We start from the raw sequence: 23,748 nt of genomic DNA, 5'->3' as shown, positions 1-23,748 counted from the left end.
CTCGCACCCGCTTGTCGGCGCCCCCGCCGCCCCGCTCGGCACATCGCGCCGACCTTGTCCCGCGAGGTAGGACGAAGTCGACTCGATCTGCCTCACGGCCGGACCGGGCAGGCGGCGCCGCAGGGTCGGGGGTGGCCCGGCCAGCCTCGCGACCGGAGCGCCGCGACCACCTGCGCCGCCGTCACGCACGGCGCGGCGACGACGTGCCGCCATCGGTAGCGCAGCGTGAGGTCGCCGCGCGCAACCAGGACGGCGTTGTCCCGCCAGGTGTCGTCGTCTGTCCGCCCGAACGGGTGGGCCAGCTGCCCGTCCAGCTCGACCCGCACGCCCAGCCCGACGTAGACCCGGTCGGCCCGGATCCATCGACCCTCCACCTGCTCGTGCGCCTGCGCTCGGGCCGCCGGCAGGCCGTGCCGCCGCTCGACGTCCCGCACGTACCGGTGCTCCAGCGGCGACTCGATGCCGCGACCGGCGTCGCCGAGCAGGTCGAGCAGCAGGGCGCGGTGCCGCACACGGGGCCGGTCGGCGGCGTGCATGAGCACGCGACCCGGCATGACGCCCTGGCGTACCGCGTCGCAGACGAACCCGACGAGGTCGTCCTCGGACTCCAGCTCGTCGGCGACGTCGAGCACCGTCGCGTCCACGCCGACCGTCCGGAGGGCACCGCCGGCGAACGGCATCCGGTTCCGGCGGTGGACGACGAGGCCCGGCTGCGCCGTGACCTTGTGTCCGGCGGGCACGCTCACGACCAGGTCAGCGCCCGTCCGACGGACGAGCCCGTGCACGAATGCGGCCGACCCGTGCGAGAGAGCCGCGCGCGGCCCCGCGTACAACAGCGCTCCGCGGGCCCGCTGCCGCCACGTCACCGCCCCGGAGTGCAGGACGACCACACCCCGGAACGGGCGCTGCCACTCACCGTCCGCCACGCGACGAGCCACGAGCGACCGCCGCACGCCCCAGGCCTCCATCTGCGCAGTCGTCACGACGGCGTCCTGCCGTGCGACGACCGCGGCAGCGCGCGGGTCGGTCCGGGCGGGCAGCCGCGGACGGGGCGGCGGCGTGGGTCGGTCGGCCATCCGCGCAGCGTGCCGCAGCGCCGCGTTCCCCCGTGCCCTCCCTCCACAGCCGCCCACGACACCGAGTCGACTTCGTCCTGCCAGCTAGGACCAAGTCGACTGGATGTCCGACGGGGCTCCGTGCGGGGGACGACGAAGGCGCGCACCCCGAGGGATGCGCGCCTTCTGTGTCAGTCAGCGGGAGAGAGCTCAGCGCTCGTTCTCGCCGCGGATGAAGGACTCCAGCTGGGCGCGGCCCAGGGTGTCCTCCATCTGGACCGGCGGGGACTTCATGAAGTACGTCGACGCCGACAGGATGGGGCCGCCGATGCCGCGGTCCTTGGCGATCTTCGCGGCGCGCAGGGCGTCGATGATGATGCCGGCCGAGTTGGGCGAGTCCCAGACCTCGAGCTTGTACTCGAGGTTCAGGGGAACCTCACCGAAGGCGCGACCCTCGAGGCGGACGTAGGCCCACTTGCGGTCGTCGAGCCACGCCACGTAGTCCGACGGACCGATGTGGACGTTGCGGTCCTCCTTCTTGCCGCCCAGGGGGCCGGTCAGGTTGGAGGTCACGGCCTGCGTCTTGGAGAGCTTCTTGGACTCCAGGCGCTCACGCTCGAGCATGTTCTTGAAGTCCATGTTGCCGCCGACGTTCAGCTGGTACGTGCGGTCCAGCACGACGCCGCGGTCCTCGAAGAGCTTCGCGAGAACGCGGTGCGTGATGGTGGCGCCGACCTGCGACTTGATGTCGTCGCCGACGATCGGGACGCCGGCAGCCTCGAACTTCGCGGCCCACACCGGGTCGGACGCGATGAAGACGGGGAGGGCGTTGACGAACGCGACACCGGCGTCGATCGCGCACTGCGCGTAGTACTTGGCGGCGACCTCCGACCCGACGGGCAGGTAGCAGATGAGGACGTCGGCCTGGGCCTCGCGCAGAGCGGCGACGATGTCGACCGGCTCGGCGTCGGACTCGGTGATCGTCTCGCGGTAGTACTTGCCGAGACCGTCGTTGGTCACGCCACGCTGCACGGTCACGCCGAGCGGCGGGACGTCGGCGATCTTGATCGTGTTGTTCTCCGAGGCGACGATGGCCTCGGACAGGTCGAAGCCGACCTTCTTCGCGTCCACGTCGAAGGCGGCGACGAACTCGATGTCGCGCACGTGGTAGTCACCGAACTGCACGTGCATGAGACCCGGCACGGTGCTGTTGGCGTCTGCGTCGGCGTAGTAGTGCACGCCCTGGACAAGCGACGCGGCGCAGTTGCCGACGCCGACGATGGCGACGCGGATGGAGGTCATCCTCGCTCCTTCTCGGTGGTTCGCGCGGGGGCGACGTCGTCGTCCCCAGCGGGTGTGTCAGCAACGGCCGGACGACCGGTGCCTGCAGGACGGGTGCGACGAATGCCGCGCTCGTTGTCGATCAGCCCGTCGAGCCAGCGGACCTCACGCTCGACCTGTTCGAGGCCGTGCCGCTGGAGCTCGAGGGTGTACTCGTCCATGCGCTCGCGGGTGCGGGCGAAGGACAGGCGGACCGTCTCGAGACGCTCGGTCAGGCGTGTGCGCCGACCCTCGAGGATCCGGAGGCGGGTCTCGGCGTCGGTCTGCCCGAAGAAGGCGAACCGAACGTCGAAGTTCTCGTCCTCCCAGGTGGCCGGCCCGGACGACGCGAGCACCTGCTGCAGGTGCTCCTTGCCGTCGGCGGTCAGCTGGTAGACGATGCGGGCGCGCTTGGACGCCACGGTGTGGGGCCCGACGACCGACTCGGTGCCCTGGATCCACCCGCGGTCGACCAGCGACTTGAGGCAGGGGTACAGCGAGCCGTACGAGAGGGCCCGGAACGAGCCGAGCACCAGGTTGAGCCGCTTGCGCAGCTCGTAGCCGTGCATCGGGGACTCGTGCAGCAGCCCGAGGATGGCCGGCTCGAGCACGTCGGAACGACCGCGCACGGGGGCACCTCCTCAGGATGTTGGTGGAGTCGATGTATCAACTCGATACATCCGGAGAGTATGTCGAGAACGACGAACCGAGCAAGTCCGACCCGCCGGCGGTGACCGGCGTCACCTCTGCGGGCATCCGTGCGGTGGGCGTCCGGGGGCCCGGTGCCGATCGTGTGAAGGCTCGCCCCACCAGGCCTATAGGCCCCCTGCGAGGCACAGAACGGTCCCCCATACTGGGCGTCGCGGCTGGAGCGCGCCCGAAACCGGGCGGCCGGCCCCCCCACTCGTCGAACGGAAGGCAGCGCGTTGGCAGGCACGAATCGGAGGGCTCCCGCCCGGGGCAAGCGCAGTGCGCCCCGCGGGTCGACGAAGCCCTCGTCGCGCAGCAGCGCCCCCAAGCGACGCTTCTTCGACTACCCGCGCACCGGGTTCCACGGTCTGCACCGCTGGTTGCCGTCGTGGCGCGTCGTGCTCGGCACCATCCTCGGCGTCGGCTTCCTCGGCGTCGGTGCCGTCGTCGGCGCCTATGCGTACACGTCGATCCCCACGCCTGCCGACGACACCAGCGCGCAGACGTCGACCATCTACTTCGCGAACACCGCCGACGGCCAGCCGGGCCCGGTCATGGGCACCTTCGCCATGCAGAAGCGCCAGATCGTCGACACCACGGCCATCCCCGCGTACGTCGGGCAGTCGGTGGCCGCGGCCGAGGACAAGACCTTCTACACGAACAACAGCGGCGTCTCGGTCACGGGCATGTCGCGCGCGCTCATCAACAACCTGCGCGGCGGCAAGACCCAGGGTGGCTCGACGCTGACCCAGCAGTACGTCGAGCGGTACTACGTCGACAAGACGACGACGGACTACGTCGGCAAGTTCAAGGAGACGCTGCTCGCGATCAAGATCGCCAAGAGCCAGTCCAAGGCCGAGATCATGGACGGCTACCTCAACACCATCTACTGGGGCCGCGACTCCTACGGCATCCAGGCCGCTGCGCAGGCCTACTTCGGCGTCAACGCCGCCGACCTCACGGTCGAGCAGTCGGCGATGCTGGCCGGCATCATCCCGTCGCCCAACAACTGGGACCCGAAGGTGAGCCCGGCCAAGGCCGAGGCGCGCTGGAACATCGTGCTCGACTCCATGGAGGAGCAGGGGTGGGTCGACCCGGCCGCCAGGGCAGCGATGACGTTCCCGGCGACGATCGACTACCAGCCGAGCGAGACCATGCGCGGGACCAACGGGTACCTGCTGCAGATGGTCATCGACGAGCTGGAGAAGCCGCCGTACGAGATCACGCGCGACGAGCTCAACCGCAAGGGCTACAGCGTCGTCACCACGATCAGCCCCGAGATGCAGCAGATGACCGTCGACCAGGTCAACGGGTTCATGGCCGGGACGCTCGAGGGCCAGAGCGGCAAGCCTGACGACTCGGTCGCGGCACGCGTCCGGCCGTCCATCACGTCCGTCGACCCGAAGAGCGGCGCCATCCTCGCCCTGTACGGCGGCCCGGACTACCTTGCCGACGCCAAGAACCGCGCGACGTACGACTCGATCCAGGCGGGTTCGACGTTCAAGCCCTTCGCCCTGATCACGGCGCTCGAGCAGGGCATCCCGCTCACGACGAAGTTCAACGGGAACTCGCCGCAGGACATCCCGGGCTGGGACCCGTCCTCGGGCAAGAACACGGTGCGCAACTTCGAGCCGGGCAACCCCGGCTCCATGGACCTCGTCAAGGCGACCGCGCAGTCCGTGAACACCGTGTACGCCCAGCTCAACATGAAGGTGGGCGCGGCCAACACGGCGGCGACGGCCGAGAAGGCGGGGGTCGGCGAAGGGCTGACGACGTTCAACTCGAACGTCCTCGGCGTCGACGACGTCCACCCCCTCAACATGGCGAGCGCGTACGGGACGATCGCCTCGGGCGGCACCCGCTACGACCCGTACATCGTGGCCACGGTCAAGAACCCCGACGGGACCGTCGCGTTCCAGCACAAGGTCGTCGGCACGCCGGAGTTCGCCGCCGACGTCATCGCCGATGCCACCTACGCCATGCAGCAGGTCGTCCAGTCCGGCTCCGGCGAGGACTGGGTCAAGCCGCTCGACCGGCCCATCGCCGGCAAGACGGGGACGTCGACCGACAACAAGTCGGCGTGGTTCATCGGCTTCACCCCGAACATCGTGACCGAGGTGTCGCTGAGCCAGCAGTCCGAGGACGGCAAGGGTAAGGACTCGATCCTGACCTTCGGCAAGACCAAGGGCGGCAGGACGCTCAAGGAGGTCACGGGTGGCTCGTGGCCGGCGTTCCTCTGGGCGTCGTACATGAAGAACGTCTTCGCGATGCCCGCCTACGCCGACGTCGTCCCGTTCCCGGACCGCGCGAACGTGGGCGGCAAGGTCAAGCCGACCGCCGAGCCGTCGGCGACGCCCACCCCGGAGGAGACGACCGCGCCCACCGAGCAGGCGCCCGCTGCCGTCGCTGTCCCCGGCGGCCTGGAGGGCAAGCTCGAGGCCGACGCGTCCGCCGCCCTCTTCAACGTCGGTCTCAACCCGTCCATCACGTCGGAGCCGTCCGACAAGGTGACGAGCGGTCGGGTGATCCGCATCGATCCCGGAGCGGGCAGCCAGCTGGCCCCTGGGAGCAGCGTCACCCTGGTCATCTCGACCGGCCCGAAGGCGCCCGCCACCCCGGCACCGCCGGCGGCAACCCCGGCACCGCCGGCGGCAACCCCGGCGCCGACCCCGGCGCCGACTCCCTGATCCACGGCGAGGAGCGGTTCGCCGCTCCTCGCCGGAAGTTCCGGGCCCCGTCCGTCCACAGCCGATTTCGGCGGTGGCCCCCGGCCGGGTAGCCTTGGAGATTGCTGTGCCCGGAGCGGCCCGTCGTCATGGACGGATCTCGCCGGCCAGCGACGCACACACCCTCCTGCCACGGATCGACCGTGGCCGCGAAGACCAGAGGAGGTGGGTATGAGCCTGCGTCAGTACGAACTCATGATCATCCTTGACCCCGAGATCGAGGAGCGCACCGTTGCTCCGTCGCTCGACAAGTACCTGACGGTCGTCAAGACCGACGGTGGCACTGTCGACAAGGTCGACATCTGGGGTCGTCGTCGTCTTGCGTACGACATCCAGAAGAAGTCCGAGGGCATCTACGCCGTCATCGACTTCCACGCGACGCCCGCGACCGCCAAGGAGCTCGACCGCCAGCTCGGCCTCAACGAGGTCGTCCTGCGGACCAAGGTCCTGCGCGCCGACGCCTGATCTCTTGTGGGTGGCTGCACGTAGCGTGCGGCTCCACACATTCCGACTGATCGAACGAACGAGGAGCTGGGCATGAGCGGTGAGACCGTCATCACGGTGATCGGGAACCTGACCGGGGATCCCGAGCTGCGCTTCACCCCCTCGGGGGCTGCCGTCGCGAACTTCACCGTCGCGTCCACCCCCCGTACGTTCGACCGCCAGAGCAACGAGTGGAAGGACGGCGACACGCTGTTCCTCCGCTGCTCGATCTGGCGGGAGGCGGCCGAGTCGGTCGCCGAGTCGCTCACCAAGGGCACCCGCGTCATCGTGACCGGTCGGCTCGTGCAGCGCTCCTACGAGACCCGCGAGGGCGAGAAGCGCACCGTGTACGAGCTCCAGGTCGACGAGGTCGGCCCGTCCCTGCGCTACGCCACGGCCAAGGTCACCCGGACCCAGCGTTCGGGTGGCGGCGGCGGTGGCTTCGGCGGCGGGGGCGGCGGCGGCTTCAGCAACGGTGGCGGTGGCGGCGGATTCGGTGGCTCCGGCGGCGGTAGCAGCAGCCAGCAGGACGACCCGTGGGCGACGCCCGCGGGTGGTTCCGGCGGCGGCTACTCCGACGAGCCCCCGTTCTGATCGGCGCCTGACACTCAGACATTCCCCATCCCTGGGCACGGCAACGCCCAGGGCTCCAGCAGACAAGGAGCACCACGATGGCCAAGGCCGTGGTCCGAAAGCCCAAGAAGAAGCAGAACCCGCTCAAGGCGGCGAAGATCGACGTCGTCGACTACAAGGACACTGCGCTGCTGCGCAAGTTCATCTCCGACCGCGGGAAGATCCGCGCTCGCCGGGTGACCGGTGTGTCCGTCCAGGAGCAGCGCGCGATCGCGCGTGCCGTCAAGAACGCCCGCGAGATGGCTCTCCTGCCGTACTCGTCGTCGGCGCGCTGAGAAAGGGGACCATCATGGCGAAGATCATCCTGACCCACGAGGTCACCGGTCTCGGTGAGCCCGGTGACGTGGTCGAGGTGAAGGACGGGTACGCCCGGAACTTCCTCGTCCCGCGCAACCTGGCGACGGCCTGGACCAAGGGCGCCGAGAAGGACGTCACCGCGATCCGCAAGGCCCGCAAGGCCCGCGAGATCGCGACGCTCGACGACGCCAAGGCGATCCGCGACTCGCTGCAGAGCAAGCCGGTCGTCGTGTCGGCCAAGGCCGGCGAGTCGGGCCGTCTGTTCGGTGCCGTCACGACTGCCGAGATCGCTGACGCGGTCAAGAAGTCGGGCGCGCCGCAGATCGACAAGCGGAAGGTCGAGATCGGTCAGCCGATCAAGGCCCTCGGCGAGTACCAGGTGTCGGTCCGTCTGCACGCAGACGTGTCCGCCACGGTGACCGTCAAGGTCGTCGCGGCCTGAGCTGAGCTGCACTGAAGCGCCCCGTTCCCCTGGTGGGAGCGGGGCGCTTCTGCGTCATGCGCCGGTGACCATCCACGCCGTGCCGCGGGCGCGCCAGCCGGTGGTGACCGCGCGCGCCAGCATGAAGACGCCGGCGAACGCCGCCCACAGCCACGCCAGCCCTGCCGCGCCCGGCGGTGCGGCCGCCCGGACGGCCAGCGCGAACGGGATGTAGACCACGAGCGTGGCCATGCCGGCCCAGGCGAGGAAGCGGCCGTCGCCGGCACCGATGAGCACGCCGTCGAGCACGAACACCCACCCGGCCATCGGCATCGTCACCGCGGCGACGACGAGCGCGGCGACGGCGGCCTGGCGGACGTCGTCGTCGGAGGTGAAGAGCGGCACGTAGGCCCAGGAGAGCCCGCCGATGACGAGGCCGAGGGCGGCCCCGGCCCCGACGCCCCACTGCAGAGTGCGGCGCAGGATCGCGCGGACGCGGGCGACGTCGGCGGCGCCGAGCGCATGGCCGACGAGCGCCTGCGCGGCGATGGCCAGGGCATCGAGCGCGAACGCGGCGAGCCCCCAGACGGCGTTCACCACCTGGTGCCCGGCAAGCTCCACGGCGCCCAGACCCGTCGCCACCCAGACGGTCAGCAGGATGGCGAGCCGGAGCGACAGCGTGCGGACGAAGAGCGGGGCGCCGGCGCGGGCGTTCGCCAGGATGCCGCCGGCCGCGGGTCGCAGCTGTGAGCCGGCACCCCGCGCGCCACGGACGACGACCGCCGTGAGCGCCACGGCCATCCCGATCTGTGTCAGTGCCGTGCCCAGGCCGGAGCCCGCGATGCCCATGCCGACGCCGTAGACGAGCACGATGTTGAGCACCGCGTTGACCACGGCGCCGAGCGAGGCGACGACGAGAGGGGTGCGGGTGTCGAGCAGCCCGCGCAGGGCCCCGGTCGAGGCGAGGACGAGGAGCATCCCCGGCAGGCCGGGCGCGGACCAGCGCAGGTACGTCACGGCCTGGTTCGCGACCTCGCCGGAAGCCCCCAGGGCCTCCACCAGCCACGGTGCGCTGAGCCACGTGACCGCCGAGAGCACGACGCCGAGGCCCAGCGCGAGCCACATGCCGTCCACCCCGACCTGCAGTGCCCCGCTTCGGTCACCCGTGCCGAGCCGTCGGGCGACCGCCGCCGTGGTGGCGTAGGCGAGGAAGACACAGAGCCCGACCACCGTCACCAGCACGGTCGAGGCGAGCGCCAGGCCGGCGAGCGGGGCGGTCCCCAGGTTCCCGACGACGGCCGAGTCGACGAGCACGAACAGGGGTTCCGCGACGAGCGCGCCGAGCGCCGGGAGGGCGAGCGCCAGGATCTGGCGGTCGATGCCGGGCGGGCGGTGTCCGACAGATGAAATCTCAGCCAACCTTTCTCGCATCCACAGCAGGTGCACAGCGTTTGCGCGGGTGAGACGCGGATCCGCGTGCGAAATCCGTCGGCCGTCCACACGCCTGTCCACGGCCTGTGGATAAATTCGGACGGGATCCACAGCTCCGCTCACAGTAGGCGAGCCGTGCTCCACAGATCTCCACAGCTCTCCCCACAGATCTGCGGGCAGTTCCCCACAAGCCGATCCCGACGTTTTGAGCAGCGGCTCCGGGCACCTAACGTCGCGTGTGCGGACACCCGATGAGGGGTGTCCGAGGCGGTTGTCAGACCCCTCATGCAACATGTGTACGAACGACGACTGATGGGGACTTGATGACGATCGAGGAGCTCGAGTACGGCGCTCCGTCGAGCAACCGCAACGGCGGTGGCGGCGGGTACGACCGGACCCCTCCCCAGGACCTCGACGCCGAGCGCAGCGTGCTCGGCGGCATGATGATCTCGAAGGACGCGATCGCCGACGTCGTCGAGCAGATCCGCGGTACCGACTTCTACCGCCCGGCGCACGAGGTCGTGTACGACGCGATCATCGACCTGTACGGCCGCGGCGAGCCCGCCGACGCCATCACGGTCGCGGACGAGCTGACCAAGCGCGGCGAGATCCAGCGCGTCGGTGGCGCCCCCTACCTGCACACGCTCATCTCGTCGGTCCCGACCGCCGCCAACGCCGGCTACTACGCGCGGATCGTGCGCGAGCGCTCGGTGCTGCGCAAGCTGGTCGAGGCCGGCACCCGCATCGTGCAGCTGGGCTACGGCACGGACGGCGGCGACGTCGACGAGATCGTCAACAACGCGCAGGCCGAGGTCTACGCCGTCACCGAGCGGCGGTCGTCGGAGGACTACCTGATCCTCGGCGACATCATCGGCGGTGCCGTCGACGAGATCGAGGCCGCCGGCCACCGCGGCGAGGGGATGATCGGCGTCCCGACGGGCTTCTCCGACCTGGACCGCCTGACCAACGGGCTGCACCCGGGCCAGATGATCGTGCTCGCCGCGCGTCCCGCCATCGGCAAGTCGACCATGGGCATCGACATCGTGCGTTCGGCGTCGATCAAGCACGGCCTGACGTCCGTCGTCTTCTCGCTCGAGATGAGCCGCAACGAGATCACCATGCGTCTGCTGTCGGCCGAGGCGCGGGTGCACCTGCAGAAGCTGCGCAACGGCCAGATGGGCGAGGACGACTGGGCCAAGATCGCCGCGACCATGGGCAAGATCTCCGAGGCACCGCTGTTCATCGACGACTCGCCGAACATGTCGCTCATGGAGATCCGCGCCAAGTGCCGGCGCCTCAAGCAGAAGCACGACCTCAAGCTCGTGGTCATCGACTACCTGCAGCTGATGTCGTCCGGCAAGCGCGTCGAGTCTCGCCAGCAGGAGGTCTCGGAGTTCTCCCGAGCGCTCAAGCTGCTGGCCAAGGAGCTCGAGGTCCCGGTCATCGCCATCTCGCAGCTGAACCGTGGCGCCGAGCAGCGCACCGACAAGCGTCCCCAGATGAGCGACCTGCGTGAGTCCGGCTCGATCGAGCAGGACGCCGACATCGTCATCCTGCTGCACCGCGAGGACGCGTACGAGAAGGAGTCGCCCCGGGCTGGTGAGGCCGACGTCATCGTCGCCAAGCACCGAAACGGGCCGACCGACACGCTGGTCGTGGCGTTCCAGGGTCACTACTCACGCTTCGTGGACATGCAGGCGTAATCGGTCCTGCTACGGCTGTTGCTGTCCCGGTTCCGGATTGAGCCGGGTGTGCCCTGTTCGGTACAGACCGAGGTCGTCGAACGACGCGACGAGTCCCTCGACATGAGGGCCCCGTGCGAACGCGTCCGCGACCGCCAGGACCCTGTCGTCCGACCCTTCGATCGCGACGCCGACCCCGGCGTACTCCAGCATCTCCAGGTCGTTGATGCCGTCTCCGAACGCGATGACGTCGCTTCGCTCAGCCTCGAGGTGTCGTTGGACCAGCTCGATCCCGAGTGCCTTGTGGACGCCGACCAGGTACAGCTCGCCGGCAAAGTCGTGGGCCTCGACGATCGAGCTGGGCACGAAACCCACCCTCGGCCCCAGCGAGCTCAGCAGCTCGGTCCACGGTGCCGTTGCCGCCAAGTAGGTGACCTTGGCGAACGAGACTTCCGAGAGGTCGTCGAGCATCTGGAGCGCGCGGAGGAAATCGTCGGCGCCGTGCTGCTCCTGGCCGCCCCCTGGGCCGAGCAGCGCCCTCAACCGGTCGCCGACGCCGGGCGGTCCGTACAGCGCCTCCGGCGCTTCGAGGACGAACGCCGCGTCGTGCTCGACCAGGAGCGACACCACCCGTCGGGCCAGGTCACCAGGGAAGCGGCGATCCATGAGCAGGGTGCCCTCGACCTCGACATAGCACCCGGCCGAGGCGACCAGGCCGTCGAAGCCGACGTCGAGGATGCCGGTCGGCAGCAGCGCCTTGGAGCGGCCCGTGCACAGGAAGACGCGGTGGCCGGCTGCCCTCACCCGGCGCACGGCGTCTTCGTGGCCCGGTGGCACCACTCCGTGCACCGCGTAGGTGCCGTCGATGTCGAGGAAGACGAGCTTGCTCCGCACGGGGCTCATGGCTGGCACGGGCCCATGGTCGCAAGAATTCCGTCGACGCCGGACTTTGACCGGCCGGGCTGGGACCAGCCGACCGGTCAAAGTACGACGCTCATCCGCGCCCAATCTGTCGTGCATCTCGACACTGCTCGGATCCGTCGGTAACGAGTCGAGTTCTACTTTGGACAAACACCGACCCATGTCGCATGCGACCGTGTGGTGTGGTGTGGAGTGGATCACGGTTACGGCGGCGCCGCCGATGCATCGCCGCCGAGATGCAGGGCTACCGGATCCTCTGAGTACGGCCAGGGACCCGCTAGGCAGAAGCCTCGGTTCCGTTTCCCGGGCCAGGCGGCATGGCGCGAGTTGCATCGAGCAGATCTCGAAGCCTCCTGCGGCTGTGGGGATCCTCCAGCACCTCGCTGATCCATGCGGTCGAGTCCGCGCGGTCGGGGGAGCGGGCGTTGGGCTGCAACCAGTCCGTCGCCGCCGTCTCGGTGATGTGCCCGAGCGAGGCAATGAGCATCGAAAAGTGCCCCGGCCGGGCGACCCGCCCCGGGCCGCCGGCGCCCTGGTAAGCCGCGATCAGCGCGCGCGCTCGACCCGGGTCGGAGCGTCCGAACTCGAACAGCACGCACGCGAGCTCCTGGCTCGGATCTGCCGGTCCGCTGTTGTCCCAGTCGATGACGCACAGCCCACCGCCCACGGTGGGCAGCATGTTGTCGGCCCACAGGTCGCGGTGGCACGCCCGCAAAGCCTCGGGTGGCTCGATCCAGGACTCGAGCGCGACCAGCTCGTCGCGCAGCGCGGCGAGCCGACCCGCGAACGGTGCGCCGCCGTCCCGCACCTGCTCTACCACCTCGTCCCAGCGACCAGCGCCGACGGGCTCGTGGTACCACGGGTCGAGCGGGCGGGGGTCGTCGATCTTGACGCCGTGGATACGGGCGACGACTTCGCCCACAAGCGCCGGGTCGAGACCGGGGTCTGGGGCTCCGAGGTCGACCCACTCGTACACCCTTACCCGGCGACCTCCCACGTCCGCGAACACGAACCCGTCAGTCGTGCGTCGGATCTGCGGCGTGGGCACTCCAGCGAGGTACGCCGCCTCCTGGAGCTCCGCCGACAGTCGCACCTCGTCCTCCTGCGACGGGGTGAACGGGGCCTTCACCGCCCAGCTGCCATTCGTCGTGTCCAGCCGCCACACCACGCCCTGCTTGCCTCGCGCGACCGGGCCCTCGGACAGCCTCGCGGCACCGCCGAGCGCGAACTGTCGGGCCAGATCGGAAGCGTCCATGCCTGTACTGCAGCACAGCCCCGCCGGTAGCGTCACCCCGCGTGCTGGCCGACTCGCATCTGACTCGGGCAGTCGAGTGCGAGCACCTTGGTGTCGAGTTGGACTGACCGGGCCCGACCAGATTCGTCGGGCCCTCGGTCGTACCGGTCTCGTCGGCACCGTCCCGGAGAACTACTGCGCGAACAGCTCTTCGGACCGTTCCTACAGACCACGCGCGAGACTCGCGTCGGCTGCCAGTGAGTTGAGATTGGTGCCGATCTTGCGCTTGACGTAGAACTCGCCCGAGGCCCAGTCGGTCTCGGGGGTGTGGCTCGCCAGCCAGGTCAAGGTGTCGGCTCCCTTGTCGGGCGTGGAGAGCATCGCGCGGGTCAAGCGGCTGGTCGCGATGAATTTCATGAGTCGGCTGGTCGTCTCGGCACCGAAGTTGGTGGCCACGTTTCCCGGGTAGAAGGCTGCCTGCTGGAGGCGCTGCGCACCCGACCGGCCCAGGAGGCGCCGTGGGAGGCGCTTTCGCATGTCCTGACCTCAGAGACAGCCACCGGGCAATCAACTGCCGAGGGATCGAAAGACGGCGCGATGCTCCGGATGGTCTTCGAGACCCCCGCACTCTTGTCGGTGTATCTCCTGGGACTTCACCAGCTCCAGCAGGACCTGGCCGAGATCGTCCGCCGACGAGCACTCGCCGCGGGCCGACCGCTACCCGCCCACGACCCGACTCCGGCAGCCTTCGTCGCAGCCGCCCTCGGATGCTTGGTAGCGGCACAGCGAGAGGCGGTCAGAACGGACGACCCGCGCCATCTTGGCGACCTCGTCGCCCTCTCGGTGCAAGCCGTCGGCACGGCCGGAAGTCCCCGAAAGGACTGAGACCACCTGGCTGGGGGACGTACCACCGGACGGCGTGGTGGTCGGCGTCAAGCCACATGGTCCGACCGACCGCGGCGTGAGGTGCATCGAAGGGCCGCTTCGTACATGGACCGGACGCGGCTGGGCGAGCCGACCGGTCAAAGTGCGCCGCTCTACCGCGGTCAAACTGTCGTGCATCTCGACAGTCCTGCTCGGATCCGTCGGTCTGACTACTCGACTTGTCCTAGTTCGCTACTTCCTGCCGGTGTACTCATCCGTGGCTCCGGAGGAAGTCCTCGAGGCTGGTCGGCTGAGTGCCCGTGATCTGCTCGACGGCGTCTGTCGGGTCGGCCATGACGTTGCTGGCGATGGCGGTGTAGGTGCTGACCCAGGCGTCGAGCTGCCACGGCGGGGCGCCGTAGGAGGCGCGGGAGGTGTAGGCCTCCTCGATCGTCTCGTCGTGGAACGTGACGGTGCGGCCGCGGACGTCGTTGATGATGCGGGCGACATCGGCCAGCGACAGCGCCTGCGGCCCAGTGAGGTCGTAGGTGTTCCCGGCGTGGGCGTCCGGGTCCAGGAGCACCGTGGCTGCGACGCGGGCGACGTCGGCGCGCGCGACGATCGCGCACCTCCCGCTGCCAGCCGGGCCACGGATGACGCCGTCTGTGCCGACGAGCTGCTCCATGAAGTCGATGTAGAAGGTGTCGCGCAGGAACGTCCATGCCATGCCGGAGGCCATCAGGTGTTCCTCGGTCGCGTAGTGGTCGCGGGCCAGGGTGAACGTCGCGCCAGGCGCTGCCGCGGCGAACGAGGTGTAGACGACGTGCCGCACGCCGGCGGCGGCCGCCGCGTCGATGAAGGCGGCGTGTTCGGCGGTGCGGGTAGGGCTCTCGTGCGCGGAGACCATGAACAGCACCTCGACACCCTGCAGCGCCGCCTGGGACAGATCCTGGTTGGCGTAGTCGATGCGGGCGACCTCGGTGACAGACCCGAGCTGCGGCAGTCGCGGACTCGCTGGGTCGCGTACGAGCAGCCGCTGCGCGCGGCCGGCGGTGTCCAGGTGTGCGGCGATGAGCCCGCCGATGTGGCCGGTGGCGCCGGTGACGGCGATGGTGGGCTGGTTCACGGGAGGGCTCCTTCGGTCGGCTTCTTGTCGAGGGTTCGCGGGTCTGGGCGGGCGACGTTGTGTGCCCTGAGCCGGGCCACGATCCGGAGAAGGTGCCCGCGGGCCGGGGTGCTCCGAGTGGACCGTGTCTCGCGATCAGCCAGGGCGCGGGCGGTGAGAATCTCGAGCGGGATCACAGGACCACCACTCCCTTCCCGGCGGTCCCCCCGGCCTCCATGTCGGTGTGCGGCCGGGCGATCCGGCCGAAGGCGGCGCGCATCGTGCCTCGCGCGCTCACGCCGGCACCGCCGCGAGCGGGGACCTGAGTCGTCCCCACAGCACGTTCAGTGTGGACGTCAGCTCGCGCACGTCGATGCCCTTGAAGTGCTCTGTGAGAGCCGCGTCAACCAGCGCCACACCGTCGTCGTGAGCGGCATCTCCGGCACGCGTCAACGCGATCAGCGAGGAGCGGCGGTCGGTCGGGTGGGCCGCGCGCACCGCGAGGCCATCGCGCTCCAGGCGGTCAACCAGCTTGCTGGCCGCGCCCACCGTGATGCCGAGCTCGGATCGCAGCTCCTGCACCCGGCAGGAACCCTCATGTCGGCGGATCACCCGCAGTGCGGACAGCGTTCCCAGCGATATCGAGCCCGCATCGCGGAGCCGGTCGTCGAGCTCGTTCCACAGGTAGGTCTCGTAGCGCACGAGAGAGTCGAAGAGGTCCATGAGCACGCTAACTAGACGCCTTGGAACTATATTCCCAGTGATCTAAGTACGACCGATCCGGGTCGGCGACTGGCCGAGGACCCGGATGCTGCCCGGCCCGCCTGGCCGGCGGTGGTCAGCCCAGATCCAACCGACCGCTCGAACACTTTGCCCGCCCGGCACGCGCTGGAGGCAATCGGTCACAGTACGACGCTCGCCGTCGGGCAATCCATCCTGCCTCTCGACAGGCATATCGGGCCCGGACACTGTGAGTACCGGTCCGCACACCTCAGCCAGTCGCTGCGGCTGGGGACCACGTACCGAACCACTGCTCGGCGTTGTATGCCTCGAACCGCTCGACCTCGACAAATCCCAGCCTCGCTGCCAGGCGCATCGATCGCTCGTTCGCGGTCTGGGTGATGAGCACGACGGCTTCACCGGGCATTGCGCCAGCGAACCAGCTCAGTGCGGCTTCGCAGGCCTCGGTGGCGTATCCGCGTCCCCATAACCCCGGAAGAAGGAGGTACCCCAGGTCCACTGGCCGGCCGCCGGGCGAATCTCGTAGTCGACGTCGCGGCGTTCGAGCTGGACCGTCCCGACCATTGCCCCGTCGAGGTCGATCACGAAACGACCGGGATGCGCCTGAGGAGCCGCAGGGAGCGCGCGTTCGACCGCCTCACGCGATCGTGCTCCGCCCGTGTAGGTGCCGACGTCGGGTGATGTGTAGAGCTCGACGAATGCCGCGCGGTCGCGCGCCTCCGGCGGGCGGAGCAGAAGTCGATCGGTGGCGATCGGTCCCGGTGGCCACGGGCCGCGCCCAAGCTCTGCCATGCCCCGACAGTACGGACACGGCCCTGACAGTGCCCGCGGTCCCGTGCACACGGCCCACTTCCTACGTTGGCTGCCGTGTCAGCATGGGAGCGGTTCGGTCAAGGGTCGCCGCACGAGCCCATCGATCTGTCGTGCGCTTCGACAGACCGGGACCGCCCCACGAAGTACGAAGCCTGACGCCCCGAACGCCCCGATCAGCAGGGAGCGCGCCGTGAAGTTCCGCACCCTCGTCGAGCCACCCGAGCCGATGCGCGGGCTGGAAGTTCCGCCCGAGGTGGCAGCTGCGCTCGGCGGGGGCGCGCGGCCGCCCGTGACGATCACGGTCAACGGGCATTCCTGGAAGAGCCGGGTCGCCATCATGCGGGGCCGCCACCTGCTCGGCCTCAGCAACGCCAACCGACGGGCCGCGGGTGTCACGATCGGCGAGGAGGTCGAGGTCGAGCTGGAGCTCGACACCGAGCCGCGCGTCGTTGTCGAGCCGGAGGACTTCGCCCGAGCCCTGGACGACGACCCCGTCGCCCGTGCCGCGTACGACGCCCTTGCCGATAGCCGCAAGCGCGAGCATGTGCGCGCCATCGAGAGCGCGAAGAAGCCCGAGACGCGCCGGCGGCGTATCGACACAGCCATCGCGGCTCTGCGGGGCTGACCMCGAGAGCAAAGACTCCGGCGGCGCTGTCATCGGCGCGGAGGCATCACGCTGCCTGACTCCTCGCTGACCGACGTCACGTGCGTGTTCCACGAGACCCACGATCGGCCGCACCTGGTCGTGCATCGGTTCCTGAGCCCGTTCCTGTCACACCGTGCCGTTGGCGAACGTCAGGTTGATGACAGCTCCCCAGGGAAGGAACCACCATGACCAGCACGACCGAGACCACCGAAGGCTTCACCGCCGCCGAGCGCGCCGCCATCAAAGACCGCGCCAAGGAAGTGCGTGCGACCGGCAAGAAGGCCGACGGGCTGAACGACCTGCTCGCGAAGGTCGCCGAGATGGAGGACGCGGACCGGGCCATGGCCGAGCGGCTGCACGTCCTCGTCACGGACGTCGCGCCGGAGCTCGAGCCGAGGACCTGGTACGGCATGCCGGCCTACGCCAAGGACGGCAAGGTCCTCCTGTTCTTCAAGCCGGCGGCAAAGTTCAAGAACCGGTACTCGACGCTCGGCTTCAGCGACGTGGCTGACCTCGACGACGGCCCGATGTGGCCGGCGGAGTTCGCCCTGGCCCGGCTGACCCCCGCCGCCGAGAAGCAGATCACGGCGCTCGTGACCCGAGCGATCGCCTGAGCGCCGGACCGCGGGCACCCGACGCTGCGGCGGGCGCCCGCGGGCGTGCGGCGAGTCAGTGGTGGAGCCGCCGCACCACTGACCATCTGAATCGTGCGGCGAGGCCGGGGCACTCGAGCGCGGCGTACGCGGTGGAGGCTTCTCGCAGCGGGTAGGGGTGGCGAGCCGCGGCGTAAGGCGTCGGCRGCGAGGACAGCCCATCCTGGCTGCAAATGCGGGTCGGCTACCCCCGCCGCCTATTCGGTGAGGCCGTGCTGCTTCGTCACGTTGTCGGCGGTCCCAGGATCGCGATCGGCACGATGTCCGCCATCCACGCCAGCGCGCGCTCCGGAGGCCATCCTCGGTCCCTCGTGAGTGAGAGGTACGTACGCGGACTCACCAGCGTGAACAGCACGTCGGTTGCTGACTCGATGTCCATCCCCGCCCGGAACGCGGTCTTGGTGGCCACGACCTCGAGCAGCGATCGGTACCCGTCCCAGCGCAGCCGCTCGAGCCTGTCGAACGCCGTCGCGGCATCGGGATCCGTCAACGCCGCGGACCGCGCCACTTCGTTGATGGCGCTCGCGCGCACGAGGACGCCGCCGCCCTGGTGGACGAACCCGCGAAGCTGCTCACCCGGATCCGGCTCCGCAATGAGTTCCCTGAACCACTCGGCGCGTTCCGGCGGGTCGCCCGCGCCGATGACCGCGCTCTCCACGGCTGCGGTCAGCAGCTCGCCCTTGGTGTGGAAGACGAAATGCACGGTCTGCACGGCGACGCCGGCCCGCGCGGCGATCATGGCCATCGTCGTGCCCTGATATCCGTTTGCCGCGAACTCGACCGTCGCGGCTTCGACGATCGTCGCCGCAGTCGCCCTTGCGCGGTCACGGCGAGTTGGCGTGGCGCGAGCGTTCCGGTCTCCGTTGACGTCCTTCATGCCCGAGAGCATACTGAATTCATTCACTAGTGAGACTCACTAGTGAATGACACCGGATCCCGGCTCTCCGGGGCAGACGATGGGAGAGGGACATGTACGCAGTGATCGGCACGTGGGACGTCCCGGGCTCGCGCCAGGACCACCTCGATGGGTTGACGTCCAACGTCATCCCGTTCATCCGCACCCTGCCGGGGTTTGTCAGCGCCCGGTTTGCGCACGAGGTGGACGGTGACGCGAGCTACAGCTACCTCGTCTTCACCGACCGCGAGAGCGCGGAGAGATTCGTGTCGGTGTCCGCCCCGTCCCGGCGGCAGGTTCAGGCCGAGGCGGGTGTCGTGAGGAAGTCGGAGTTCGTCATCGTCGACGTGCTGACCGAGGTCGATGCGAAGGCGGGGGTCCCGGCCTAGGCGACGACTTGGCGGCTGGTTTGACGTTCGAGCACCCAGTGAATGGCGACGGGCCGACCGTCGCCCTGCCTAGGAGGGCACGATGATTTCCTACACGAGGACCCGACGCGTCGAGCGCAGTTCCGAAGAGGCGTTCGATGTGATCGGAACCCACGTCTTCGACAACCACCCCAAGTGGGAGCGAGAGGTTCTCGAGATCCGTCGTCTGGACGACGGACCCGTCGCGGTCGGCAGTCGAGCGGTGATGGTCCGGTCGGAGCGAGGGCGGGTCAATGAAGCGGAGTACTCCGTCACCGAATTCTCGCCGCCGACGCGAATCGCGTTCGATCACCCGGGATCCGCGCTGGGATTCGCCCTCGAGACGACGATCGCTGCCGTCACGGCAACCTCGTGCGACGTGACGACGCGCGTGACGATGCGGCCACGCGGGTGGCTGCGACTGCTGACCCCAGTGCTTCGTCTGGGCGCGCCGGCGCGCGGCGACAGGCTGACTGCTGCCCAAGCCGATGTCATCGAACGAACGGCACCGCGCACAGGGTGAAGCGATCAGCCGTCCAGTCGGACGCGGAGTACGAGACCGAGCGGCTCGACGCGGTCAGCACTCCGACGCCGAACGACTACCCCTACGGGCCGTCCGGAGTGAAGCAGCGTGATCGCTACGTCGACTCCAGCGAGCAGGTCATCGCTGAACTCTTCTGACGAGATTTCGCCCGGTTCGATGCTCAGGTAGCGGGTCACCGGCGTCGATGGAACCGAAACGCCACAAGCGACCAAGGAAGCTGGCTATGGCACACGCGCTGGACGACGCAGGCCTGCCCGCAGCGCCCCCGCAGGTGGCGGGCGAGGCACCGAAGCTGCGCGACGAGATCCACCGGCTCTCGCAGCGGCTGCTCCGTGCCCGGGAGTCCTACGACCAAGACCTCTTCGGCGGCGACGCCGAGGTGCCCCTCGACGTGCAGCTCGGCGTCATCGAGACCTACGCGGGCAGGCTCGCCAGTCTGACCGAGCAGCTCCGCCTGCTGGACGGCGGCACGCTCGAGCCCGGGGTGCCCGAGCAGCCGCGGCGGATCGATGTCCCGCGGCCGCGAGAAGCTCCTGGCATTCCGGACCCGGAGTCCCGCGAGGCACCAGCTACTGCCCCGCATCCACCCGCCCCTGCCGGTCCGGGGATCGCGAATCCGGACGGCAGCCCCCTCGTCTGCGACGGCAGTCTCATCCGGACCGAGCAGGCCGCGGTCAGCGAGTATGTGCGATACGCGGCCGAGCTGCGCTGGCTGGAGACGACCCGCCCGTCACTTGTCGCCGAGTACGTCGACATCTGCGACGCCATCCTGGCGGCCCTCGCGCACAAGCACGAGCTGACCGTCGAAGCCGAGCGCGAGTCCCTGGCTCGGCATGTTCAGGCTCGCTATCGCCGCGACTACGGGTGAGTGGTCGGGGCGGCCCTCACGCCGTGCGCAGCTCCTCGGCGAACATGACGAGGATGCCGCTGGGACCGCGGACGTAGGTGAGCTTGTAGACGTCCTCGTACGTCGCCACGCCGCGCAGCGGGTAGCAGCCGTGCCTCGCCGCGATCGCCAGGGCGTCGTCGATGTCGTCGACCGAGAAGGCGACGCGGTGCATGCCGATCTCGTGGGGACGGGTGGGCTCCGTCTCGATCGCGTCGGGGTGGATGTACTCGAAGAGCTCGAGGCGGCCGTGACCGTCGGGCGTCTGGAGCATCGCGATCTTGGCGTGGTTGCCGTCGAGGCCGACGGCCGTGTCGGTCCACTCACCGCTGACCGTGTCACGACCGACGACCGTGAGACCGAGGTCCGTGAAGAAGGCGATCGTCGCGTCGAGGTCGCGGACAGCGATGCCGACGTTCTCGAGCTTGATGGGCATGCGATCGATGCTAGCCAGCGCGGACGAACAACTGCCGGGTGGTCGTCACTCGCCCGGGCGGACCAGCCCGCACTCGTAGGCGAACACGACGACGTGGACCGGTCACGCTCCGCACGACTCCCGCGAGAACGACTTCGTGCTCTCCCGTGTGTGCCGTGCGGCATACCCGCGCGTCGCATCCGGTCGCGCGGCAAGATGGTGCGACGTTCCTGAGTACGGTCGCTGTCGACGTCCACGCGCGAGTCCGGAGGCATCGTGAAGCTCTTGCTCACGTCGGGCGGTGTCACGAATCCGAGCATCCGCTCGGCGCTCGTGCGGTTGCTCGGCAAGCCGATCGACGAGTCCCACGCGCTGGTCGTCCCGACCGCGCAGTGGGGCCACCCGATGTGCGGGCCGGCGTCGGTGCGGGGCCTGGTGGCCGCCGATCCCGACTTCCAGTACTTCTCCGGTCTGGGCTGGGCGTCGCTCGGCGTCCTCGAGCTCACCGCACTGCCGACCATCGGCGCGGAGCGCTGGGTCCCGTGGGTGCGGGAGGCGGACGTGCTGCTGGTCGACGGCGGCGACGCGACGTACCTGAGCCACTGGATGCGCGAGTCCGGGCTGGCCGACCTGCTGCCGTCGCTGCCCGACACGGTCTGGGTCGGGGTGAGTGCCGGGAGCATGGTGATGACGCCCCGGATCGGGACGTCCTTCGTCGAGTGGGCCTCCGCGCCCGACGACCGCACCCTCGGCGTCGTCGACTTCGCGATCTTCCCGCACCTGGAGGCCTTCCCGACGAACACCCTCGCGCACGCCGAGCGGTGGGCCGCCGACATCGGCGTCCCGGCCTATGCCATCGACGAGCAGACGGCTATCGCGGTGGTCGACGGTTCCGTCGAGGTGGTCTCCGAAGGGCAGTGGAGGAAGTTCGGGTAGTCCCGTCAGTCGCCGGCGGCGTCGAGTCGCTCGAAGGGGCCCGGGCCGTCGCGCGGCTTCGGCGGGACGCCGAGGTGGCGGACGCGGAGCTCGTCCATGAGCTCCTCGACGAACGCCGGACCCTCGTCGCGCAGGAGCTGCTGCCGGCTCCGGAGCTCGGCGCTGCCCGAGCGCCAGTCGAGGCCCCAGTTGCCGAGCGCGCAGATGATCGGGAGCGTCTGGATGCCGGCTTCGGTGAGGCTGTACCGCGCGCGCTGCCCCCGGGCGGCGGTGCCGCGGGTGAGGATCCCTGCGTCGACGAGGCGCACGAGGCGGTCGGCGAGGATGTTCGAGGCGATGCCCTCGACCGACCCGGTGAGCAGCGCCCGGAAGTAGCGGCGGTCGCGGAAGATGACGTCGCTCAGCACGAGCAGCGACCAGCGATCTCCGAGCACCTCGACGGCGGCGTTGATCGGACCCCCGGACCGTGGTTCCACGACTCCTCCTTGACACCCGTTGCGTCCTCAATATAGTGGTTGCAAAGCGCAATCACTATCGGAAGAGGAGACGATGGGCCGCTTCGTGTACGCGATGAACGTGTCCCTCGACCTGCGGATCGAGCAAGTCCCTGGGGACGACGGCGCAGGCGAGTGGCTGCGCATCGACGAGGAGCTGCACCGCGAGCTCAACGCGCAGGCGCGGGCGGCCACGCTCATCGTCCACGGCCGGCTCTTCTACGAGCTCATGGAGGAGTACTGGCCACGCGCGCGCGGCGACGCGTCGCTGCCGGACTTCCTGCGGGAGTACGCCGAGATCTGGACCGCCAAGCCCAAGGTGCTCGTCTCCCGCACGCGGCACAGTGCCGACTACGACACGCGGATCATCGGCGGGGACGACGCGATTGAGCAGCTCGCCGTCCTCCGGTCCGAGACCGACGGCACCATCGGCGTGGGCGGGGCGGCGCTCGCCACCCAGCTGCTCCGCGCGGGGCTGCTCGACGAGCTGCTGCTCACCACCCACCCCGCGATCCTCGGCTTCGGCAGGCCGCTGTTCGACGACTACGACCGGCCCCTCGAGCTCGATCTGCTCGAGCACCGATCGTTCGACTCGGGCGTCACCATGCGCCGCTACGCCATCCGCGACGAGAAAGAGGCCGGCTGATGCTGAGGCAAGTAGCCGAGGGTGTGCGCATCCACGTGAGCGAGTTCATGCAGAGCAACGCCGTGGTCGTGGACGGCGGGGCGGGCGTCCTGCTCGTCGACCCGGGGGTGCTCGGCGACGAGCTCGCCGGCATCGCGAAGGACCTGACGGGCCGGCCCGTGGTCGCAGGCTTCTCGACGCATCCCCACTGGGATCACCTGCTCTGGCACGCCGAGCTCGGGGAGGCGCCGCGTTACGGCACGGCTCGGTGCGCGGCTGCCATCCAGGCCCGACTCGCGGACGCGGACTGGAAGTCCTCCGTCGCCGGGATGATCCCGTCGGACATCGCCGAGCGGGTGCCACTGGACGACGTGTTCGGCCGCATCACCGGCCTGCCCGCCGAGACGGCACGGATTCCGTGGGACGGCCCCGCGGTCCGGATCATCGAGCATCAGGCGCACGCGCCCGGCCACGCGGCGCTGCTCATCGAGGAGCACCGCGTGCTCGTCGCCGGCGACATGCTGTCCGACCTCCTCGTTCCGATCCTCAGCCCGTTCTCCGGGGACCCGATCGAGGACTACCTCGCCGCGCTGCAGCTGCTCGAGGACGCGTCGGACGACCTCGAGGTGTTCATCCCCGGCCACGGGTCCGTCGGCGGCGCCGACGAGCTCCGCGCGCGGATCGACCTGGACCGGGCCTACCTGGACGCCCTGCGCCACGCCCGGGTCCCCGACGACCCCCGGCTCGGCCCGTCGGCCCCGTACGGCGAGGAGATGACCGGCATCGTCACCTGGCAGCTCCAGCAGCTCGCTCAGTGACGCACCCTGTCGA

Annotated in this window: 30 protein-coding genes; 16 read left to right on the top strand and 14 right to left on the bottom strand. The window is 69.6% G+C overall.

All coding sequences use genetic code 11. The features are described from left to right. Positions 1-92: 92 nt before the first annotated feature. The 3 genes from AC1DYZ_RS07970 to AC1DYZ_RS07960 form a co-directional block, all read right to left on the bottom strand. Complete coding sequence (locus tag AC1DYZ_RS07970) at positions 93-1,076, bottom strand: type IV toxin-antitoxin system AbiEi family antitoxin domain-containing protein (RefSeq protein WP_477064667.1); 984 nt, start codon at positions 1,074-1,076, stop codon at positions 93-95. A gap of 189 nt (positions 1,077-1,265) precedes the next feature. Further along, positions 1,266-2,357: an inositol-3-phosphate synthase gene (locus tag AC1DYZ_RS07965; protein WP_477064666.1), complete on the bottom strand. Its 1,092-nt coding sequence runs from the start codon at positions 2,355-2,357 to the stop codon at positions 1,266-1,268. Continuing rightward, the gene (locus tag AC1DYZ_RS07960) at positions 2,354-3,004 is read right to left on the bottom strand and encodes a PadR family transcriptional regulator (protein ID WP_477064665.1); all 651 of its coding nucleotides are present in this window, start codon (positions 3,002-3,004) and stop codon (positions 2,354-2,356) included. The genes AC1DYZ_RS07965 and AC1DYZ_RS07960 overlap by 4 nt, the downstream gene beginning before the upstream one ends. Positions 3,005-3,301: 297 nt before the next feature. Here AC1DYZ_RS07960 and AC1DYZ_RS07955 point away from each other — a divergent pair, with 297 nt between their 5' ends. The 5 genes from AC1DYZ_RS07955 to rplI all read left to right on the top strand — a co-directional run bounded on the left by AC1DYZ_RS07955 (position 3,302) and on the right by rplI (position 7,646). Further along, positions 3,302-5,752, top strand: a complete 2,451-nt coding sequence (locus AC1DYZ_RS07955; protein WP_477064664.1) for a transglycosylase domain-containing protein — start codon at positions 3,302-3,304, stop codon at positions 5,750-5,752. A gap of 210 nt (positions 5,753-5,962) precedes the next feature. Beyond that, entirely contained in the window at positions 5,963-6,256 is a 294-nt protein-coding gene (gene rpsF, locus AC1DYZ_RS07950) for a 30S ribosomal protein S6 (RefSeq protein WP_034611334.1), read from the top strand. A 72-nt stretch (positions 6,257-6,328) separates the two neighbouring features. After that, positions 6,329-6,868, top strand: a complete 540-nt coding sequence (locus tag AC1DYZ_RS07945) for a single-stranded DNA-binding protein (RefSeq protein ID WP_456825044.1) — start codon at positions 6,329-6,331, stop codon at positions 6,866-6,868. Between the two features lie 77 nt (positions 6,869-6,945). After that, positions 6,946-7,182 carry a 30S ribosomal protein S18 gene (gene rpsR, locus AC1DYZ_RS07940; protein WP_028051084.1) on the top strand — a complete coding sequence of 79 codons (237 nt, stop codon included), beginning with the start codon at positions 6,946-6,948 and terminating at the stop codon, positions 7,180-7,182. Between the two features lie 14 nt (positions 7,183-7,196). Next, a complete protein-coding gene (rplI, locus tag AC1DYZ_RS07935) occupies positions 7,197-7,646 on the top strand; it encodes a 50S ribosomal protein L9 (RefSeq protein ID WP_456825045.1) in 450 nt (149 codons plus the stop codon). 54 nt (positions 7,647-7,700) lie between these two features. Here the strand turns inward: rplI and AC1DYZ_RS07930 are convergent, their stop codons facing one another. After that, a complete protein-coding gene (locus AC1DYZ_RS07930; RefSeq protein WP_477064663.1) occupies positions 7,701-9,056 on the bottom strand; it encodes an MATE family efflux transporter in 1,356 nt (451 codons plus the stop codon). Between the two features lie 323 nt (positions 9,057-9,379). On the opposite strand from AC1DYZ_RS07930, the gene dnaB reads away from it, so the two are divergent. Continuing rightward, positions 9,380-10,759 (top strand): replicative DNA helicase, encoded by a 1,380-nt coding sequence (dnaB, locus tag AC1DYZ_RS07925; protein WP_456825046.1) that lies wholly within the window; start codon positions 9,380-9,382, stop codon positions 10,757-10,759. A gap of 9 nt (positions 10,760-10,768) precedes the next feature. Here dnaB and AC1DYZ_RS07920 read toward each other — a convergent pair whose 3' ends face one another. The 3 genes from AC1DYZ_RS07920 to AC1DYZ_RS07910 form a co-directional block, all read right to left on the bottom strand. Continuing rightward, positions 10,769-11,641: an HAD hydrolase family protein gene (locus AC1DYZ_RS07920; RefSeq protein WP_477064770.1), complete on the bottom strand. Its 873-nt coding sequence runs from the start codon at positions 11,639-11,641 to the stop codon at positions 10,769-10,771. A gap of 295 nt (positions 11,642-11,936) precedes the next feature. After that, positions 11,937-12,914, bottom strand: coding sequence for a phosphotransferase enzyme family protein (locus AC1DYZ_RS07915; RefSeq protein ID WP_477064662.1), 978 nt, complete (start codon positions 12,912-12,914; stop codon positions 11,937-11,939). Between the two features lie 201 nt (positions 12,915-13,115). Beyond that, complete coding sequence (locus AC1DYZ_RS07910) at positions 13,116-13,349, bottom strand: hypothetical protein (RefSeq protein ID WP_477064777.1); 234 nt, start codon at positions 13,347-13,349, stop codon at positions 13,116-13,118. Positions 13,350-13,370: 21 nt separating this feature from the next. Here AC1DYZ_RS07910 and AC1DYZ_RS07905 point away from each other — a divergent pair, with 21 nt between their 5' ends. Beyond that, entirely contained in the window at positions 13,371-13,778 is a 408-nt protein-coding gene (locus tag AC1DYZ_RS07905; protein WP_477064769.1) for an acyl-CoA-like ligand-binding transcription factor, read from the top strand. A 250-nt stretch (positions 13,779-14,028) separates the two neighbouring features. Here AC1DYZ_RS07905 and AC1DYZ_RS07900 read toward each other — a convergent pair whose 3' ends face one another. The 4 genes from AC1DYZ_RS07900 to AC1DYZ_RS07885 form a co-directional block, all read right to left on the bottom strand. Then, on the bottom strand, positions 14,029-14,883 hold the full coding sequence (locus AC1DYZ_RS07900; RefSeq protein WP_477064661.1) for an NmrA family NAD(P)-binding protein: 855 nt from the start codon (positions 14,881-14,883) through the stop codon (positions 14,029-14,031). A 273-nt stretch (positions 14,884-15,156) separates the two neighbouring features. Further along, positions 15,157-15,585: a MarR family winged helix-turn-helix transcriptional regulator gene (locus AC1DYZ_RS07895; RefSeq protein ID WP_477064660.1), complete on the bottom strand. Its 429-nt coding sequence runs from the start codon at positions 15,583-15,585 to the stop codon at positions 15,157-15,159. A 268-nt stretch (positions 15,586-15,853) separates the two neighbouring features. After that, positions 15,854-16,102, bottom strand: a complete 249-nt coding sequence (locus tag AC1DYZ_RS07890) for a GNAT family N-acetyltransferase (protein ID WP_477064659.1) — start codon at positions 16,100-16,102, stop codon at positions 15,854-15,856. After that, positions 16,027-16,395 carry a GNAT family N-acetyltransferase gene (locus AC1DYZ_RS07885; protein WP_477064658.1) on the bottom strand — a complete coding sequence of 123 codons (369 nt, stop codon included), beginning with the start codon at positions 16,393-16,395 and terminating at the stop codon, positions 16,027-16,029. Before AC1DYZ_RS07885 ends, AC1DYZ_RS07890 begins: the two co-directional genes overlap by 76 nt. Before the next feature lie 211 nt (positions 16,396-16,606). Between AC1DYZ_RS07885 and AC1DYZ_RS07880 the strand changes: the two genes are divergently transcribed. Both AC1DYZ_RS07880 and AC1DYZ_RS07875 read left to right on the top strand, forming a co-directional pair. Then, a complete protein-coding gene (locus tag AC1DYZ_RS07880; RefSeq protein ID WP_477064657.1) occupies positions 16,607-17,041 on the top strand; it encodes a YdeI/OmpD-associated family protein in 435 nt (144 codons plus the stop codon). 206 nt (positions 17,042-17,247) lie between these two features. Continuing rightward, a complete protein-coding gene (locus AC1DYZ_RS07875) occupies positions 17,248-17,676 on the top strand; it encodes an iron chaperone (protein ID WP_477064656.1) in 429 nt (142 codons plus the stop codon). A gap of 262 nt (positions 17,677-17,938) precedes the next feature. Here AC1DYZ_RS07875 and AC1DYZ_RS07870 read toward each other — a convergent pair whose 3' ends face one another. Beyond that, positions 17,939-18,592 (bottom strand): TetR/AcrR family transcriptional regulator, encoded by a 654-nt coding sequence (locus AC1DYZ_RS07870; RefSeq protein ID WP_477064655.1) that lies wholly within the window; start codon positions 18,590-18,592, stop codon positions 17,939-17,941. 92 nt (positions 18,593-18,684) lie between these two features. Between AC1DYZ_RS07870 and AC1DYZ_RS07865 the strand changes: the two genes are divergently transcribed. The 4 genes from AC1DYZ_RS07865 (at position 18,685) to AC1DYZ_RS07850 (ending at position 20,429) form a co-directional block, all read left to right on the top strand. After that, positions 18,685-18,999: a hypothetical protein gene (locus AC1DYZ_RS07865; RefSeq protein WP_477064654.1), complete on the top strand. Its 315-nt coding sequence runs from the start codon at positions 18,685-18,687 to the stop codon at positions 18,997-18,999. A gap of 82 nt (positions 19,000-19,081) precedes the next feature. Further along, entirely contained in the window at positions 19,082-19,540 is a 459-nt protein-coding gene (locus tag AC1DYZ_RS07860; protein ID WP_477064653.1) for an SRPBCC family protein, read from the top strand. Then, positions 19,537-19,698: a hypothetical protein gene (locus AC1DYZ_RS07855; RefSeq protein ID WP_477064652.1), complete on the top strand. Its 162-nt coding sequence runs from the start codon at positions 19,537-19,539 to the stop codon at positions 19,696-19,698. The genes AC1DYZ_RS07860 and AC1DYZ_RS07855 overlap by 4 nt, the downstream gene beginning before the upstream one ends. A gap of 86 nt (positions 19,699-19,784) precedes the next feature. Further along, positions 19,785-20,429 (top strand): hypothetical protein, encoded by a 645-nt coding sequence (locus AC1DYZ_RS07850; protein ID WP_477064651.1) that lies wholly within the window; start codon positions 19,785-19,787, stop codon positions 20,427-20,429. A gap of 16 nt (positions 20,430-20,445) precedes the next feature. Here AC1DYZ_RS07850 and AC1DYZ_RS07845 read toward each other — a convergent pair whose 3' ends face one another. Beyond that, positions 20,446-20,883: a VOC family protein gene (locus AC1DYZ_RS07845; RefSeq protein ID WP_477064650.1), complete on the bottom strand. Its 438-nt coding sequence runs from the start codon at positions 20,881-20,883 to the stop codon at positions 20,446-20,448. Between the two features lie 255 nt (positions 20,884-21,138). On the opposite strand from AC1DYZ_RS07845, the gene AC1DYZ_RS07840 reads away from it, so the two are divergent. Continuing rightward, complete coding sequence (locus AC1DYZ_RS07840) at positions 21,139-21,798, top strand: Type 1 glutamine amidotransferase-like domain-containing protein (RefSeq protein WP_477064649.1); 660 nt, start codon at positions 21,139-21,141, stop codon at positions 21,796-21,798. A gap of 5 nt (positions 21,799-21,803) precedes the next feature. Here AC1DYZ_RS07840 and AC1DYZ_RS07835 read toward each other — a convergent pair whose 3' ends face one another. After that, positions 21,804-22,274, bottom strand: coding sequence for a winged helix-turn-helix transcriptional regulator (locus AC1DYZ_RS07835; RefSeq protein WP_477064648.1), 471 nt, complete (start codon positions 22,272-22,274; stop codon positions 21,804-21,806). 73 nt (positions 22,275-22,347) lie between these two features. On the opposite strand from AC1DYZ_RS07835, the gene AC1DYZ_RS07830 reads away from it, so the two are divergent. Both AC1DYZ_RS07830 and AC1DYZ_RS07825 read left to right on the top strand, forming a co-directional pair. Further along, positions 22,348-22,938, top strand: a complete 591-nt coding sequence (locus AC1DYZ_RS07830) for a dihydrofolate reductase family protein (RefSeq protein WP_477064647.1) — start codon at positions 22,348-22,350, stop codon at positions 22,936-22,938. Further along, the gene (locus AC1DYZ_RS07825; protein ID WP_477064646.1) at positions 22,938-23,735 is read left to right on the top strand and encodes an MBL fold metallo-hydrolase; all 798 of its coding nucleotides are present in this window, start codon (positions 22,938-22,940) and stop codon (positions 23,733-23,735) included. The genes AC1DYZ_RS07830 and AC1DYZ_RS07825 overlap by 1 nt, the downstream gene beginning before the upstream one ends. The last annotated feature ends 13 nt before the right edge of the window (positions 23,736-23,748 follow it).

Source organism: Cellulomonas sp. P1_C4 (genome assembly GCF_056406355.1).
This window is presented reverse-complemented; position numbering and strand designations above follow the sequence as displayed.